Annotated in this window: 12 protein-coding genes; 7 read left to right on the plus strand and 5 right to left on the minus strand. The window is 75.4% G+C overall.

From position 1 onward, the window contains the following. Positions 1 to 43: 43 nt before the first annotated feature. A complete protein-coding gene (locus E1258_RS19450; RefSeq protein ID WP_132403220.1) occupies positions 44 to 451 on the plus strand; it encodes a hypothetical protein in 408 nt (135 codons plus the stop codon). Positions 452 to 569: 118 nt separating this feature from the next. On the opposite strand, the gene E1258_RS19455 is transcribed toward E1258_RS19450, so the two are convergent. After that, a complete protein-coding gene (locus tag E1258_RS19455; RefSeq protein ID WP_165949840.1) occupies positions 570 to 3,290 on the minus strand; it encodes a cellulose-binding domain-containing protein in 2,721 nt (906 codons plus the stop codon). A 223-nt stretch (positions 3,291 to 3,513) separates the two neighbouring features. Beyond that, complete coding sequence (locus tag E1258_RS19460) at positions 3,514 to 5,352, minus strand: hypothetical protein (protein ID WP_132403226.1); 1,839 nt, start codon at positions 5,350 to 5,352, stop codon at positions 3,514 to 3,516. 282 nt (positions 5,353 to 5,634) lie between these two features. Here E1258_RS19460 and E1258_RS19465 point away from each other — a divergent pair, with 282 nt between their 5' ends. Further along, complete coding sequence (locus tag E1258_RS19465) at positions 5,635 to 6,312, plus strand: BON domain-containing protein (protein ID WP_132403229.1); 678 nt, start codon at positions 5,635 to 5,637, stop codon at positions 6,310 to 6,312. Positions 6,313 to 6,367: 55 nt separating this feature from the next. Here E1258_RS19465 and E1258_RS19470 read toward each other — a convergent pair whose 3' ends face one another. Beyond that, positions 6,368 to 9,262, minus strand: coding sequence for a LuxR C-terminal-related transcriptional regulator (locus E1258_RS19470; protein ID WP_371688644.1), 2,895 nt, complete (start codon positions 9,260 to 9,262; stop codon positions 6,368 to 6,370). Positions 9,263 to 9,380: 118 nt separating this feature from the next. Between E1258_RS19470 and E1258_RS19475 the strand changes: the two genes are divergently transcribed. The 5 genes from E1258_RS19475 to serS all read left to right on the plus strand — a co-directional run bounded on the left by E1258_RS19475 (position 9,381) and on the right by serS (position 14,982). Further along, positions 9,381 to 9,893 (plus strand): hypothetical protein, encoded by a 513-nt coding sequence (locus E1258_RS19475; protein WP_243715563.1) that lies wholly within the window; start codon positions 9,381 to 9,383, stop codon positions 9,891 to 9,893. Beyond that, on the plus strand, positions 9,890 to 11,065 hold the full coding sequence (locus tag E1258_RS19480) for an alcohol dehydrogenase catalytic domain-containing protein (RefSeq protein ID WP_132403235.1): 1,176 nt from the start codon (positions 9,890 to 9,892) through the stop codon (positions 11,063 to 11,065). Before E1258_RS19475 ends, E1258_RS19480 begins: the two co-directional genes overlap by 4 nt. 67 nt (positions 11,066 to 11,132) lie before the next feature. Beyond that, positions 11,133 to 12,329, plus strand: coding sequence for a trans-acting enoyl reductase family protein (locus E1258_RS19485; protein WP_132403238.1), 1,197 nt, complete (start codon positions 11,133 to 11,135; stop codon positions 12,327 to 12,329). Positions 12,330 to 12,455: 126 nt separating this feature from the next. Continuing rightward, the gene (locus tag E1258_RS19490) at positions 12,456 to 13,532 is read left to right on the plus strand and encodes a MerR family transcriptional regulator (RefSeq protein ID WP_132403253.1); all 1,077 of its coding nucleotides are present in this window, start codon (positions 12,456 to 12,458) and stop codon (positions 13,530 to 13,532) included. Between the two features lie 163 nt (positions 13,533 to 13,695). Then, entirely contained in the window at positions 13,696 to 14,982 is a 1,287-nt protein-coding gene (gene serS / locus E1258_RS19495; RefSeq protein WP_132403241.1) for a serine--tRNA ligase, read from the plus strand. Here serS and E1258_RS19500 read toward each other — a convergent pair. Next, the gene (locus E1258_RS19500) at positions 14,966 to 15,868 is read right to left on the minus strand and encodes a cytochrome c biogenesis CcdA family protein (RefSeq protein ID WP_132403244.1); all 903 of its coding nucleotides are present in this window, start codon (positions 15,866 to 15,868) and stop codon (positions 14,966 to 14,968) included. The two genes, serS and E1258_RS19500, sit on opposite strands and share 17 nt — an antisense overlap. Next, a partial coding sequence (locus E1258_RS19505; protein ID WP_132403247.1) for a redoxin domain-containing protein occupies positions 15,868 to 16,283 on the minus strand: 416 nt, incomplete at its 5' end. The genes E1258_RS19505 and E1258_RS19500, both read right to left, overlap by 1 nt.

A 16,283-nucleotide genomic window follows, 5' to 3' on the forward strand; every position in this document is an offset into this window, starting at 1 on the left:
GTCCGAAGTGCCCGCAGGCTTCGGCACCCGAGGAGGTAGCACGATGTTCGGAACCAACCTGCTGGAGCGCCGCAGCAAGCCCGAGCGGATCGCGGACCAGGCGTGGCACCACCTGGTCGCCGCCGTCAGCTCCGCCGGGGACAGCGTCCGGGACACCGCCCGGTCGGCCCGGCGCAGCGGTTCGGGTCTCGCCGACGACGCGGGCGGCCTGGTCGGCTCGACGGCCGACGAGGCGCGTCGCCGGGCGGTGCTGGCATTCGACGCGCTCGCCGGTCGCCGGCCCGCTCTGCCCTGGACGCTGCTGATCGGAGCCGCCCTGGCCGGCGCGGCGATCGGCTGGGCCGCCGGTTCGGCCGCGCGGGCCGCCGGCAGCCGGGGCGGACGCGACGTCGAGGAGATCGAGTTCGTCGACGTCGACCGGCCCAACTCCCCGGTCGGCCTGGACGGCTGACCCGGCGTTCCGGGGTCACCGACGAGGACCGGGCCGACCTCCGTGCGGGGAGGCCGGCCCGGGGTTCGCGCCGGGCGGGGCGACTGATCGCCGGCACCGGGTTCGCGCGGACGGGTGACTAGTTGGCGGTGCAGGTCAGGATCCCCGGCACCGAGTTGGCTGCCGTCCCGCTGGCGAGGAAGCCGAAGGTGGTGCTGCCGCCGACGGGCAGGGCACCGTTCCAGCCCGCGTCACGCACCACGACCTGGGCCCCGGTCTGGGTGTACGTGCCGCCCCAGAGCTGGGTGATCCGCTGCCCGTTGGGGAAGTTCCAGACCACGCTCCAGAAGCTCTTCGCCGAGCCGCCGTTGTTCTTGACGGTCACCTCGCCCTGGAAGCCGCCGGACCAGGAGGTGACGACCTTGTACGTCGCCGAGCAGGCACCGGCCGGCACGGGCGTACCCGTCGGGGTCGACGTCGGCGGCGGGGTCGTCGGCGCGGGCGTCGTCGGCGGCGGGGTCGTCGGCGCGGGCGTCGTCGGCGTCGGGGTGACGCCGCCGAGCCGGTCGGCGACGAGGATCCCGCGCCCGTTGGTGCCCAGGTAGGCCCGCCCGTAGACCCGCGGGTCGCCGGTCAGCGCTTCGCCCGCGTTGCCGTACTGGTGCTTGTCGTCGTTGATCCGGACCCAGGCCGCCCCGGCGTTGTCCGACCGGAACAGGCCGGCCTGGCCGTCGACGGTGCCGAAGACGAACAGCGCCGGGTACGTCTGCCCGGGGGCCGCCTTGCCGAAGCCCACGTTCACCGCCGACGACACGCCGGCCTGCTTGGCGAAGGTGGCCCCGGAGTCGGTCGAGCGCCACAGGCCGCCCTCGCCGGCCAGCCAGATCTCGCCCTCCTTGCCGGGCAGCGCCTTGAACTTGACGTTGCCGGTGCTCGGCAGGCCGGTGGCCGCCGATGCGGTGAAGCTCGCCCCGCCGTTGGTGCTGACGTAGAACTTCCCGCCGCCGAAGCCGTAGAACTTGTTCTTGTTGACCCGATCGGACTCGACGACGGCGTTGGCCGGGATGCCGGTCGCCGCGGTCCACGAGGTGCCGAAGCCCACCGAGCGGACGACCTGCTGGCCGGGGTCGCCCGGCGACCAGACGAACTGGCTGCCGTCGGCGGACGCGGCGACGGTGCCGCCGCTGTTGATCCCGCCCGGCTCGCTGCCCTGGAACCAGTTGGCCCCGCCGTCGGTGGAGAACGCGACGTGGCTGTCGTTGGGGCGGTCGGCGTCGGCGAAGTTGCCGGCCCGCACCATCACCGCCGGGTTGGTCTCGGCGTAGTCGATGCTGGTGGTGCTGGTGAAGATCGGCTGGGCGAACATCTTCGCCGGCACGGCGTCGAGGTCGGTGTGCCGGAAGCCGCCGATGTCGCCGAGCGCACTGACCAGCGGAGCCCCGGTGGGCGGGCTGATCAGGTCGAGCACGGCGGTCTCCTCCAGGCCCTTGACCATCGGCTTGATGGTGAACTGGCCGCCGGTGTCCCACTTGGTCAGGTCGGTGCTGCCGTAGATGGTCGCGCCGGTGCCGTACATGAACCGGTTGGAGTCGTGCGGGTCGATCTCGACCGACTCGTTCATCCAGCCCAACTTCGGCGTTTCCTCCGGCGGGGACGGGTTCGTGCCGAAGGTCAGCCACGGCACCGAGCTGATGTCCATGGTGTACTTCTTGGTCCGGTTCGGGTAGCTGGTGAACTCCCAGATCCGGGACCAGGTCGCTCCCCCGTCGGTGCTGCGCCAGAAGATCGCGTCCGGCCACCAGGAGATCTGGGTGGCCACCATCAGGGTGTTGGGCTGCTGCCGGTCGATGGTCAGGCCGGAGTAGCCGAAGTGCGCGTCGGCGCTGGACGACGGGATCGGGCTGATCTGCGTCCACGCGCCGGTGGCCCGGTTGAACTTCCACACGTCGCCCTTGGCCCCGTCGTACGGGCCGCCGGTGTCGCTGGTGGCGATGTAGAGGTAGCCGCCCACCGGGTCCACGACGCCCTTGTGGGCGAGGTAGCCGGTCGGCTGGCCGGGGATCCGCTCCCAGGTGGTGCCGCCGTTGGTGCTGCGGTACACCGGGTTGGCCTTGTCGGCCACGCCGACGTAGATGGTCTGGGTGGCGTTGCCGGCCGTGCCCGTGCTCTTGTCGAAGCTGACCCAGGTGAGGCCCTGGTTCTGGCTCTGGTAGCCGGTGCTGTCGTTCGGGTCGGCCCGGTAGTTGCCGACGTTGGGGAAGTTCGTGACCTTGGCCCAGGTCGCCCCGTAGTCGGTGCTGCGCCACAGGCCGTTGCCGCCCTCGGCACCGTAGTAGACGATGCTGTTGCGGTTCGGGTCGACGGCGAGGCGCTCGCCCATGCCCCGGCCGGGCATGTTGCCGCCGTTCTTGAACGGCAGCTCGGTGACCTGCCAGGTCGCGCCCCTGTCCGCCGAACGCAGGATCGCGCCGTTGTTCGGATCCCAGTCGTTGGTGTACATGCCGACCGCGGCGTACACCCGGTTGGTCTGCACCGGGTCGGTGGCGACGCTGACCACGCCGTTGTAGCCCCACTTGTCCGCGCCCACCCAGTCCAGCAGCGGCGTCCAGGACTGGCTGGCCTGTTCCCAGCGGTACATCCCGCCGATGTCGGTACGGGCGTAGATCAGGTTCTTCTCGGTGGGATTGAAGACGATGCCGGGGACGAAGCCGCCGCCGTCGATCCGTACGTTCTTCCAGGAGTACGGCTCGGACACCGCCGCGGCGGCCTCGGTGGACGGGGTGACGGTGAACTGAACGGCCACGACTGCCGTGGCGGCGGCCAGCACGGTGGTGACCGTGCCGACGAGACCTCTCCGCATCTGCGGTTCCTCTCGGGATGCCCGTGGTGGTGGGACGAGGACGACGTCGACGGTCGAGCTGCGACCGTGCCCAGGCCCGACGTCGGGCATGGGAAGCCTGCCCGGGCTTCCCACCGGCGTGCGGCTCCCGCTGCCGAAGAAGGCATTCACAGTAACCTTGGTCGGGCGGAGTTTGGAAGCGCTCCCAACAAACTCGGCCGGCCGGCGAGCCGGCGGCGGCCGATCAGTCGAGGTGGTAGACGTATCCGTCGCCGACGGCCTCGCGCCGCACGCCGAGCCCGTCGACCGGCCGGGTCTCCGCGCCCTGCCACGGCGTGCCCGCCGTGTACGCCGGCAGCACCACCACCGTGCGCACCCCGATCCCCCGCAGGTACGCCACCGACGCGGCGTCCGGGAACCCCGCGCTCGCCGCCCGGATGTCCTGCTGGCTGGCCGGGGTGAACGAGGCCAGCCCGTTGACTACCTTCGGGAAGCCGTCGGTGGACCAGAGCATCACGTGGAACTCCCGGATGCCGTCGCTGGGCAGCACCAGGGCCGGGCCGCGCAGCCCGTGCAGCGCCGCCGGCGCGACGGGGGCCGGCACGTGCGGGGTGCGGTTGACCCCCTCGGCGAGCACCAGCAGCACCGGGAACACCAGCACGAGCCGCCCCCAGCGCCGCCACCCACCGCCGGGCGACCCCGGCACCGGAGCCGCCGCAGGTTCCGGGGCGGCCGGTTCCGGAGCCGCCGCAGGTTCCGGAGCCGACGCGCGTGCCGGGCCGGCGTCGGTGGTGGTCAGCGCACCGGCGGCGAGGATGCCCAGCAGCAGCGTCGTCCACAGCACCAGCCGGCCCGGGGTGCGGATGCCGTCCCAGCCCGGCACGTGCTCCACCAGCGTGACGTAACCCGGGTCGCCGTCCCCGCCAAGCGTGCTGCCGGCGGCCAGCGTCACGGTCACCAGCACCCCGGCGGCCAGCGCCAGCCGGTGCCACACCCGCCACGCCGACACGAACAGCCCGGCGGCGGCGAGCCCGACCAGCACCATCCCGGGCAGCAGCGTCATCTCCCCGGCGAAGCTCAGCGAGGCCCGCGCCGTCTCGTGCCGCTCCCCCCACAGCCACGACTCCGGCGGGGCGGTGAGGAAGCCGCGCAGCGGTGGGGAGAACATCGCGATCTGCTCGACCGTGCGCCGGCCCGCCGGGTGCCGGGCCACCACCTCGAAGTAGGGCGCGGCCATCAGCAGGGTCACGCCGGCGAAGAACACGCCGCCGGCCAGGTCGGCGACCAGCAGCCGGCGCGGGAACGCCGGCCGCCGCCGACGCCGCCACCACGACCAGCCGTACCCGCCGGCCGCGCCGAGGCAGAGCAGCGCCAGCGCGTACGCGAAGGGCAGACCGATGCCGAAGCCGAGACTGACCTGCCAGGCGGCGACCGCCCAACCGGCCGCCGCCCAGCCGGGGCGGACCCGGTCCGGACGGTAGCCGTGCCGCAGCGACCAGCCGTGCCCCCGGGCCAGCATGGCCAGCGCCAGCGCGATCCCGCCGATGCTGAGTACGTGCAGGTGCCCGGCCTGGGCCAGCTTCCACGGCGCGTACGCGAAGGACGCCCCGGCCACCGCCGCGCCCGCCCGGCCCGCGCCGAGCTGGCGGGACAGCGCGTACGCCCCGACGAAGGCGAGCGCGTGCACCAGCACGTACAGCAGGTTGTAGCGGACCACGGCGGCGACCGGCCCGTGGCCGATCATTCCGAACGGGGCGTAACCGAGCAGGGTGTCCGAGTACGCGTACGTGTACGGCTCTGGCCAGAACGTGTTCGAGTGCCACAGCTGCGTCGGGTTGGTGAGCAACGCGTGCCCGCCCCAGGCGACCTGCCATGCCTGCAACGTCGGGTCGCCCGTGTCCTGCGGGATGGTGCCGGTCAGGTCGCGCACCGTCGGCCAGGTCAACGCCACGGCCAGCACCAACGAGCCGACCACCGCGAGGGTCCACTCGTGGCGGGCGAACCGGCCCGCCACCGCCCACCACCGGCCGCCGGCCGGTGGCCCGGCGACGGCGGCCGGGACCGCCTCGCGAACCTCACCCATCGCCCGCTCCCCACTCCCGACAGTCACGCCGCCCCAGATCGTGCCGGACCGCGCGGCCCGTGTCGACCGTCGTCCCGCGCCCGTTTGTCGACCGCCGTCCCGGCCAACGGCGGTACGCCCCGCGCCCCCCGTCGCCCACGCGCCCCTCACCCCGCCGGGGTGAGCCGGCCTCACCCCGGCCGGGGGCAACCTCGCAGATGGCGCGCCCTTGCCGTCACGTTCGTCGGGGCCGCCGAGCAGGTCCGCCGCCGGCCGACCGCCCGAGAATCCGGGAGGAGCGCGATGCCCACCTCGACGACCACCCGCACCGACCAGGAAATCCAGTCCGCCGTGCTGGACGAGTTGGCCTGGGAGCCGAGGGTCCAGCCCAACGAGATCGGCGTGACCGTCGCCGAGGGCGTGGTCACGCTGACCGGCCAGGTCGACAGCTACGCCAAGAAGTGGGCCGCGGAACGCGCCGCGCACCGGGTCGCCCGGGTCCGTGCGGTCGCCGACGACCTCGCCGTCCGGCTGCCCGCAACGGCGGAACGCACCGACCCGGAACTGGCCACGGCCGTGGCGCGGGCGCTGGAGTGGGACGCGTTCGTGCCGGTACGGCCGCTGGAGGTCACCGTCTCCGGCGGCTGGGTGACCCTGCACGGCGAGGTGGAGTGGGAGTACCAGCGCCGGGCCGTGGACCGCGCCGTCGGCCGGCTGACCGGGGTACGCGGGTTGACCAACGGGATCACCGTGCGGCCGGCGGTACGCCCGCACGCCGAGGACCTCGCCGAGCGGATCGTCGACGCGCTGGCGCGCAACGCGGCCGTCGACGACGAACGGGTCACCGTCCGGCTGCACGGCGACACGGTGCTGCTGGAGGGCGTGGTGCACTCGGTGCCGGAACGCGCGGAGGTGGAGCGGACCGTCTGGTCGGCACCCGGCATCCACGAGGTGCACAACCACCTCGTGGTGGGCCGATGACGGCACCGTCACAGTTCGCCGTCGACGCCGCGCTGTAGCCCCGGTCGCCGGCCGGTCAGATCAGGTGCAGCTCCCGGGCGCGGCGCACGGCCTCGCGGCGGCGGGTGGCGTCCAGCTTGCGGTAGATGTTGCGCACGTGCGTCTTGACGGTGTTCACCGACAGGGACAGCTCCGCGGCGATCTCCACGTTGGACAGGATGCTCTGCAGGTACCGCAGAATGGTCAGCTCCCGTTCGGTGAGCGGCTCGTCCAGCGCCCGGTCCGGATCGGGGTCCGGCCGCGCCGGCGGCTCCTCCGTCACCCGGACCAGGTCGCTGACCGTCGGCCAGTGGGCCGTGCCCGAGTCCAGATGTGCCGCGAGCAGGTCCCGCACCCCGGGCTCGGCGCGGGTGAACGGGCGGCGGAACCCCTCGGCGGCAGCGAGTTCGAGGATCCGCTCCAGGATCCGCCCGGCCCGCCGGGCGTCCCCGGCCCGCCGGGCGAGCACCGCGTCCAGCACTCCGGCGTCGAGGCGTACCGGTAGCGGCCAGTTCCCGGCGTCCGGACCGTCCCAGGGCGGCAGGACGCGGGCGGCGGCGCCCGGGTCGCCGGCGCGCAGCTCGACCCGGGCCAGGGCGACGGCCGGCGCCTCGGTCGGGTCGTCGTGCCGGGCCAACGCGTCGGTCAGCAGTTCCCGGGCGGCACCGAGGTCGCCATGGGCGGCGCGCAGATCCGCCTCGGCGGCCAGCAGCCAGGCACGCAGCTCCCCCGCGCCACCGCCGGGCCCGGGAGGTGGCGGGCCGTCCCCGGCAGGCGGGGGCGCGAGCCGGTCCCGGGCGGTCGACAGCAGGCGCAGGGCGGCGGCCGGGTCGCCGCGATCAGCCAGCAGCCCCGCCCGGCACAAGGCGGCGAGCGCCGCCACGGGCGGCTCGTCGGCGGCCGGGTCGGCCAGCGCCAGGCGTGCCTGCGCCTCGTCGGGCAGGCCGCGGTGCAGCGCGACGACGGCCAGCGCCAGGTGGGCGTACGCGCAGTCCGTACGACAGGACCAGCCCTGGCAGGGCGGCATCGCCAGGGCCTCCCCGGCGGTCCGCTCGGCCGCCCGCAGCTCGCCGAGGGCCGCGTGCAGCAGGGCGGAGCGGCTCGCGCAGAGCAGCTCGGTGCGGGGACGGCCGGCCGCCTGGGCCGCCGCGAGCGCGGTGGAGAACTGGCCCGCCGCGCCGCGCAGGTCGCCGTCGGCGAGCGCGGCCAGGCCGAGGCCCGCGCCGGCCGTCGCCCGCACATCGGCGTCGTCGGCGGCACCGGTGCGCGGGTCGTCCGCCGACCCCTCGGGGGTACGCGTGGCGAGCAGGCGGGACGCCGCCCGGCGTACCTCGTCCTGGTCGCCGGCCAACCGGGCGAGGGTGACCTCCAGCGCGACGGCCAGCCGACCGAACCGGTCCCGGCGCGGCACGGGCAGCGACCGGGCATGCCCGGCGGCCCGGCGTAGCTGCGCGGCGGCGGCCTCCGGGTCGCCCGCGTGGGCCCGCTCGGCGGCGGCGGCCAACGCCAGCTCCGGGTTCCGCCGGACCTCCTCCTCCGGTGGCTCGGCGGGGACAGGTCCGCCCGCGCCCTCGCGGTCGTACGGCACGAGTTCCGGCCAGCGGGTCACCAGCAGCTCGGTGGCCCCGTCCCAGTGCCCGGCGGCGAGAAGGTGCCGCAACGCCTCGGCGGGCCGCCCGTGCCCGGCGTACCAGCCGGCCGCCCGCCGGTGCAGGTCCCGGCGTTCCTCGGCGGTTAGCCCGCCCAGCTCGGCGCGGAGCAGGTCGGCCAGCAGCGGGTGGCAGCGGTACCAGGGCGGCTGGCTGTCGTCACGGTCCACGAAGCCGCCGGCGGCGGCCAGCGCGGTCAGCACCCGCTCGGCGTCGCACCGCCCGGTCAGCGCGTCGACCAGGTCGGCGCGGACGGCATCGGCGACCGTGCCCCGGCGCAGCGCGTCCCGGGCCGCGTCGTCGAGCGGGGCGAGCACCTCCGCCCGCAGGTAACCGGCCACGTCCGGCTGGTCGCCGCCGAACTGCTCCAGCCACCGAACCGGGTCCGGGCGGTCCCGGGCGGCCAGCGCGGCCAGTCGCAGCCCGGCCGGCCAGCCGCCGGTACGCGCGCGCAGCCGGGGCACCGCCGCGGCCGGCAGGAGCACGCCGTGCGCGACGAGCAGGCAGTTCACCTCGTCGTCGGTGAAGGCCAGCTCGTCGGCGCCCACGTTGGTCAGCTCACCGGCGAGCCGCAGCCGGTGCAGCCCCGCCGGCAGGTCGGTGCGCGCCCCGGCCACCACCCGCAGCCGCCCCTCGGTGTGGCGGAGCAGGAACTCCAGGCCGGTCAGCGCCGCCGGGTCGGCGATCCGGTGCACGTCGTCGAGGACCAGCAGCACCGGGCCTTCCCGGGCAGCGAGAGCGGCGGCCAGCCCTTCGAGCTGGTCGGGCCGGGGCGGCTGATCGGCCACCCCTGGTCCGGGCAGCGGCGGCCCGACCGGGTCCGTCCGGTCTTGCGGGCCGCCCGGGTCGGGTGCGCGCTCCGCTGCCACGCGCAGGGCCACCGCCAGGTACGACCAGAGCCGCGCCCCCGTGTCGCCCGCCTCGACCGACACCCACGCCGGGGCCGGCTCGACCGTCCGGGCCCAGGACCCGAGCAGAGTGGTCTTGCCCCAGCCGGCTGGGGCGGAGACCAGGGTGAGCGGGCCGGTGGCGCCCTCGTCCAGCCGGCGCAGCAGGCGGGGGCGGACCAGCACCGGCTCGGGCGGCGGGGTCGGCGCGAGCCGGGACGCCAGCAGCGGCGCCGCGCCGCCACCGGTGCCGCCGGGGTCGGTGCCGCCCGCGCTGGTGTCGGTGCCGGGCGTCGCCACGATGGTGCCGTCCCCGTCGTCCTGCGTCATCCGGCTCCCCCTTGGACGCGTCCCCAGGTCGTGCGGCGGGCGGTTACCCGGCCCCGGCCGGTTCACCCCTTCGAGGGGAGCCTGGTTCACCCCGCCGCCCCCGACGATCGGAGCACCGGGCCGTCGGCCGCACGGCAACGACCTGGCCGACGGGTCCACCGACGACGAGAGGCGGGTGGGACGGATGGGGCACGGCAGGCGGGGCGGTCGGGCGCTGGCCCGTACCGCCGGGGTGCTGGCGGCCGGCGCGATCGCCGGGGCGACGGCGGCGCGGGCGCTGCGCGTACCCCTCGGGGGTGGCCGCCCGCGCGCCGCCTGCCCGCGCGACGGCTGGCAGGTGGTCACGGTCGACGCTCCAACGGAGCGGGTGCTGCCGGGCGGCCGGTGGCCGGAGCCGCTGCGCCGGCTCGGCGGGGCGGTGGAGGTGGCTCTGCGGCCCGCGCCCGGCGGGCGCGGCACCGAGCTGGCGGCCCGGCCGGTACGCGGCGTGCCGGTGACCGGGATAACCGCCCACCTGGTCGGTAACGACACCGCGCCGCTGATCCACGAGGCGCTGCGCCAGAGCAAGCAGCTCACCGAGACCGGTGAGCTGCTACGCGCCGACCGTTCCCCGCTGGAGCGCCCCCGGTCGGCCGCGCCCGAAGCGACGGTGCCCGGGGCTGCGGTGCCCGGCGGCGGCTCGGCGGTGCCCGGATGAGGGCGCTCTGCTGGCTCGGCGCGGGCCACCTCGGGGTGCGGCAGGTCCCCGACCCCGAGCTGCGAAACTGCGCCGACGCGATCGTCCGGGTCCGGCGCAGCGCCACGTGCGGGGCGGACCTGCCGCTGCTCGCCGGGCGGGCCCCGGCGCTGTCCGTCGGCGACGTGCTCGGGCACGAGTTCCTCGGCGACGTGGTCGAGGTCGGGCCGCGGGTGCGGCGGCACCGCGTCGGCGACCGGGTGGTGGTCTGCGCGACCGTGGCCTGCGGGAGCTGCTGGTACTGCCGGCAGGGCCTCTACGCCTGCTGCGACAACGGCAGCACCGGGCCGGCGGCGGCCGAGGCGGCGTGGGGGCAGCCCACCGGGGGCTGCTACGGCCATCCCCGGGCCGACGGGGGGTTCGCCGGCAGCCACGCCGAGTACGTCCGGGTGCCGTACGCCGACGTCGGGGCGTTCGGGGTGCCGGACCCCGTGGACGACGACCGGGCGGTCTTCGCCTCGGACGCGGTGCCCGCCGGCTGGCTCGCCGCCGAGTTGGGCGAGGTGCGCCCGGGCGACGTGGTGGCGGTCTGGGGCGCGGGCGCGGTGGGCCAGATGGCCGCGCAGGCCGCCCTGCTGCACGGCGCGGACCGGGTGGTGGTGATCGACCGGTACCCGCAGCGGCTGCGGCTCACCGAGCGGCACGTCGGCGCGGAAACCCTCGACTACCTGGCCGTCGACGTCCTCGCCGAACTGCGCGAACGCAGCGGCGGGCGGGGCCCCGACGTCTGCGTGGAGGCCGTCGGCATGGCCTGGGACGGCATGGAGCCGCTTTCGCTCGCCGAGCGGTTCGCCGCCGCCACGCGGCCGGGCACCGCCCCGGACAACCCCATCGCGGTACGCGAGGCGGTACACGCCTGCCGCAAGGGCGGCACGGTCGTGGTGCTCGGCACGTTCACCGGCTTCGTCGACACGTTCCCGCTCGGCGCGGTGCTGCGCAAGGGGCTGACCGTGCGCGGTGCGCGCCAGCACGGGCAGCGCTGGATCCCGATGCTGCTGGACCGGATGGCGCGCGGCGAGATCAGCACGGCACACCTGGCCACCCACCACCTACCCCTGGAGCAGGGCGCTCTCGGCTACGACCTGTTCCGCACCCGCGCCGACGGCTGCCTGCGTACCGTCTTCACGCCCTGAGTCGACGCTGCCACACCCGGGTATTCGTCGTGGTGCCCTGCCCCGCCGCCGGTGGCAGACTCGCGGTATGCGGGAAGATCGGGCGTACGACGTAGTGCTGTTCGGGGCCACCGGGTTCACCGGCGGGCTCACCGCCCAGTACCTCGCCCGGCACGCGCCGCCGGGGCTGCGCTGGGCGCTGGCCGGGCGGAACCCGGCCAAACTGTCGGCCGTGCGGGAGCGGTTGGCGGGGATCGCCCCGGCCCTGGCCGAGCTGCCGCTGCTCACCGCCGACGCCACCGACCCGGAGTCGCTGCGGCTGGTCGCCGAGAGCGCCCGGGTGGTGGCCAGCACCGTCGGCCCGTACGTGCGGCACGGGGAGCCGCTGGTCGCCGCGTGCGCCCGGGCCGGCACCGACTACGTCGACATCACCGGGGAGTCGGAGTTCGTCGACACCGTGTACGTGCGGCACCACGCCGAGGCGGTGCGCACCGGAGCGCGGCTGGTACACGCCTGCGGCTTCGACTCGATCCCGCACGACCTGGGCGTCTGGTACACGGTCAAGCAACTGCCGTCCGATGGGCCGATCACCGTGGACGGATTCGTCCGAGCGGGTGGCAGGTTCTCCGCCGGCACCTACCATTCGGCGCTCACCGCGTTCTCCCGTACCGGGGAGGCGAGCCGGGCGGCGAAGGCGCGGCGGGCCGTCGAGCCACGCCCACAGGGCCGCCGGGTCCGGGCGGTGCCCGGCAAGGTCGGCCGATCGGCGGAGCTGGGCATGTGGGCGGTGCCGCTGCCGACCGTCGACCCGCAGGTGGTCCGCCGGTCGGCCGCGGCCCGGCCGGAGTACGGGCCGGACTTCCGGTACCGGCACTTCGCCGCCGTGCGGCGGCTACCCACGATCGTCCTCGGCGCGGTCGCGCTGGGCGGCCTGCTCGGGCTGGTTAAGGCGCCGCCGACCCGGCGCTGGCTGCTCGGGCGGCTCGCCTCCGGCCAGGGGCCGAGCGCCGAGCAGCGGGCCAGGTCGTGGTTCCGGGTGCGGTTCCTCGCCTGCGGCGGCGGCCGGCGGGTGGTGACCGAGGTGGCCGGCGGCGACCCCGGATACGACGAGACGGCGAAGATGCTCGGCGAGTCCGCGCTCTGCCTGGCCCTCGACGACGACCTGCCGCTGGCCTCGGGCCAGGTGACCCCGGTGACCGCGATGGGCGACGCCCTGTTGCGCCGCCTCACCGCAGCCGGCCTCACCTTCCGCACGCTGGAACTGCAAGGAGGGGCCCCTTGTTAACGCTTCCGGTATAGGAAGGGCCCCCTGCAAACACCGCACCCAGGCGAGCGGCGCAGGCAGGGGCGGGAACGGCGGCTTGACCCTCGACCTGGTGGAGGGCACAGGATCCTCGGCGTGGAGAGCGAACTGCGCAGCATCGGCGAGCTGGCCCGGGCCAGCGGCCTGACGATCAGCGCCCTGCGGTTCTACGACCGCTCCGGGGTGCTGGTGCCGGCGCTGGTCGACCCGGTGACCGGCTACCGCTGGTACGCCGACGACCAGGTCGTGCCGGCCCGGTTGGTGGCCGGGCTGCGCCGGGTCGGGATGCCGCTGGCGGAGATCGCCGCCGCCGTACGGCATCGGGCCGAGCCGGCCGTGGTGGGCCGGCTGCTCGACGCGCACCTGCGCCGGCTGGAGGACGGCCTTGCCGACGCCCGCCGTGAACTCTCCCGGATCCATGCCCTGATCGACCCCGAGGAGAACCCGATGGTCACCTGTCTCGTCCTGTCCCGCGCCGACCTCGCCGCCGCGATCGACGCGGTCCGCTTCGCCGTCGGCGCCGACCCCGACCTGCCGGTGCTCTCCGGTGTCCTGTTCGATGTCGCCGCCGACGGCGTACGCCTCGTCGCCACCGACCGGCACCGGATGGCGGTGTCCCGGGTTCCCGGCCGGGTCGACGGCCCCGCCCGGCGGGTGCTCGCCCCCGTGGACCTCGTCGACCGGGCCCGCGCGCTGCTGGACGCCGACGGCGGGTCCGAGGCGCGCCTACGGCTGGACGGCGCCGCCGTCACCGTCTCCGTCGCCGGTCGGGAGGCCACCGGGACCGCCCTGCCCCACGAGTTCCCGGACTACCAGCGGCTGCTGGGCGGACACGTGGGCGGCACGCCGACGTACCGGATTCCGGTGGACGTGCCGGCGCTGCGCGCGGAGGTCGCCGACGGACCGCCGGCGCGGGTCCTGCGGCACGAGGGCGTCGACGTGCCGGTGACCGTGCTGGGCCTGGACGACGTGGGTGCGCTGCGGGTCCTCGACAGCGCCGCGCTGGCCGACGCCGCGCCGGACGCGGTGCGGTTCGGCGTCAACGGACGGTACCTGCTCGACGCCCTGGACGCGGGCGACCGGGGGCAGCTCCTGCTGGAGTTGGACGGGCCGATCGCCCCGCTGGCGGTGCGCCGGCCGGACGACGCGGACGCGTTCTCCATCCTGATGCCCATCCGGCTCTGAGCCCGTCTCGGCACCGGGGCACCCGCCCCATGCCCATCCGGCTCTGAGCCCGCCTCGGCACCGGGGCGACCGCGTCTGTTGGCCGGGACCGGCCGCAAGACGCGGCGACGGTAGCATCGGTGGGTTCCCACCTGACTTCCCGGACGGAGGCGTACGGAGCAGCATGCTCGACATGGAGTTGATCCGGAAGGATCGCGAGGCGGTGGCGACCGCGCTGGCGAAGCGACTGGATCCCGCCGAGGTCAACCGGGCGCTGGACGAGATCCAGCGGCTCGACCAGGAGCGCCGCGCCCTCATCACGGAGATCGACGCCGAGCGGCAGCGCCGCAAGGCGGAGGCGCGGGCGTACGCGGCGGCGAAGCGGGCCGGCAGCACGCCGGAGAGCGTCGCCCCGGAGGCCGAGCGCAAGCAGCTCGCCGAGCTGGAGTCCCAGCTCGACGAGGTGCAGTCCCGGCTGCGCGACCGGATGAGCGAGCTGCCCAACCTGCCCGCCGACGACGTCGTCCCCGGCGGCAAGGAGGCCAACCGGGTCGTCCGGGCCTTCGGCGAGCGGCCGGCGATCGAGAAGGTCCGCGATCACGTCGAGCTGAGCCGCATGTTGGGCCTGGTCGACCACGAGCGGGGGGTCAAGCTCGGCGGCTCCGGCTTCTGGATGTACACGGGCCTGGGCGCCCGGCTGGAGTGGGCGCTGCTCAACTGGTTGATCGACCAGAACATCGCGGCGGGTTACGACTTCCTGCTCCCGCCGCACCTGCTGCTGGACACCGCCGGTTTCGCCGCCGGCCAGTTCCCCAAGTTCTACGACGACGTCTACCACCTCGACCGGGATTCCGCCCCGCGCGGGCAGTTCCTGCTGCCCACGGCGGAGACGGCGATCCTCGGGGCGTACCAGGACGAGATCCTGGACACCGCGACCCTGCCGCTGCGGCGGTTCGCGTACACCCCGTGCTACCGGCGGGAGGCGGCCGGTTCGCACTCCGACGAGCGGGGCACCGTGCGGGGCCACCAGTTCAACAAGGTGGAGATCTTCCAGTTCACCCTGCCCGAGCAGGCCGACGCCGCACTGGAGCAGATGGTCACCCACGTGGAGGGCCTGGTCGCGCGGCTGGGCCTGCATCACCAGACCAGCCTGCTGTCGGCCGGCGACGCCAGCGCCTCGATGAAGAAGACCCTCGACATCGAGGTGTGGATGCCGAGCACCGGCAAGTACAAGGAGGTGTCGTCGGTCTCCTGGGCCGGCGACTACCAGGCCCGCCGCGCGGCCATCCGGTACCGCGAGGCGGGCGGCAAGCAGACCCGCTTCGTGCACACCCTGAACGGCTCGGCGCTGGCCACCAGCCGGCTCTTCCCGGCCATCCTGGAGCAGTTCCAGCAGCCCGACGGCTCGGTGCTGGTGCCGGAGGTGCTCCGCGACCGGGTCGGCACCGACCGCCTCACGCCGGGTCGCTGACCGCCGGGTTCTCGACGCTGACCGGCACGTCGCCGGCGGGGGCCGGGTCACCCGGCTCCCGCCGCGCCGTCCGCGCTCGGGCGGCCAGCAGGGCGAGGGTGAGCAGGGCGGCGGCCAGCAGGGCCGGGCCGGCCGCGTCCAGGGCCCCCACCAGGGCCTGCTGGATCCGGGCCGCGGCGACCACCACCGGGTCGCCGAACGCGTCGTGTCGGCCTTCGGCGAGCCGCACCTCGTACCAGCCGTACCAGGCGACGTAGCCGCCGGCGACCAGCAGCACCAGGCCGCTGAGCCGGGGCACCCACCTGCCGGCCCCGCGCAGCCGGGCCACCACCCGGTCGCGCAGCAGCGCCACGCCGAGGGCGGCCACCGCCACCACGAGGCCCATCCCGAGCGCGTACGCGACGAACAGCGCCAGCCCGCGCGACGTCGAGCCGGCCTGGAGGCTGGTCGCCACGATCGCCAGGAACGGGGCGATGGAGCAGGTGAGCGACGCCAGCGCGTACGCGGCGCCGAAGAGCACCATGGACGGCAGCGTGCGGGTCAGCCGGGGCGCGCGGGTCAGCGGGCGCGGGGCGGGCAACCGCCGGCCGGCGAGCAGCCAGCAGCCGAGCAGGACCAGCCCCACCCCGAGGGTGACGGTGAGCCAGGGAAGCCGGGGGCGCAGCCAGCCGGCCAGCGGCGCGAAGGCCAGCCCGAACGCGCCGAAGACCAGCACGTACCCGCAGGTGAGGCCGGCGGCGGCGGTGAGCGCCCGACCGAGGGCACCGCGTGCGTCGCCGGGCCCGGCCACCAGGATCGACAGGTACGCGGGCAGCATCGCGAACCCGCACGGGTTGACCGCGCCGAGCATGCCGGCGGTCAGCGCCAGCAGCAGCGGGGCGTCCATCAGCCGGCGAGGGCGGCGACCCGGCGGGTCAGGTCCTCCCCGTCGAGGAAGCCCTGGTGGATCACCTTCCCCTCCCGGTCGATGATCAGGAAGGTGCTCTGCTCGACGATCTCGAAGCGGCGCCACAGCGTGCCGGCCCGGTCGTCGAGTTGGAGGGTGCCGCCCAACTCGAACTCGGTCACGAAGTCCTTCATCGCCTTCTGCTGGCCGAGGCCGGCGACGCCGACGATCGGCACCCGGTCGCGGTACTGCGGGGCGATCTCGGCGACCGTCCACGCCTGGCTGGCGCAGGTGGCGCACCAGGGGGCCCAGAACCAGAGCACCACGGGCCGGCCGGCCAGGTCGGCGGCGGCGAACGGCTTGCCGTCGAGGGTCGTACCGGTGAAGCGGAGGCTGTCCGGCACTCGGGCCGGGG

Source organism: Micromonospora sp. KC207, assembly GCF_004348615.1.
In the GTDB taxonomy this organism is placed as follows: domain Bacteria; phylum Actinomycetota; class Actinomycetes; order Mycobacteriales; family Micromonosporaceae; genus Micromonospora.

Bases quoted from the DNA above. Each gene is read 5' to 3' on its own strand.
- E1258_RS19450 (WP_132403220.1), top strand. From the start codon at position 44: ATGTTCGGAACCAACCTGCTGGAGCGCCGCAGCAAGCCCGAGCGGATC.
- E1258_RS19455 (WP_165949840.1), bottom strand. From the start codon at position 3,290: ATGCGGAGAGGTCTCGTCGGCACGGTCACCACCGTGCTGGCCGCCGCC.
- E1258_RS19460 (WP_132403226.1), bottom strand. From the start codon at position 5,352: ATGGGTGAGGTTCGCGAGGCGGTCCCGGCCGCCGTCGCCGGGCCACCG.
- E1258_RS19465 (WP_132403229.1), top strand. From the start codon at position 5,635: ATGCCCACCTCGACGACCACCCGCACCGACCAGGAAATCCAGTCCGCC.
- E1258_RS19475 (WP_243715563.1), top strand. From the start codon at position 9,381: ATGGGGCACGGCAGGCGGGGCGGTCGGGCGCTGGCCCGTACCGCCGGG.
- E1258_RS19480 (WP_132403235.1), top strand. From the start codon at position 9,890: ATGAGGGCGCTCTGCTGGCTCGGCGCGGGCCACCTCGGGGTGCGGCAG.
- E1258_RS19485 (WP_132403238.1), top strand. From the start codon at position 11,133: ATGCGGGAAGATCGGGCGTACGACGTAGTGCTGTTCGGGGCCACCGGG.
- serS (WP_132403241.1), top strand. From the start codon at position 13,696: ATGCTCGACATGGAGTTGATCCGGAAGGATCGCGAGGCGGTGGCGACC.
- E1258_RS19500 (WP_132403244.1), bottom strand. From the start codon at position 15,868: ATGGACGCCCCGCTGCTGCTGGCGCTGACCGCCGGCATGCTCGGCGCG.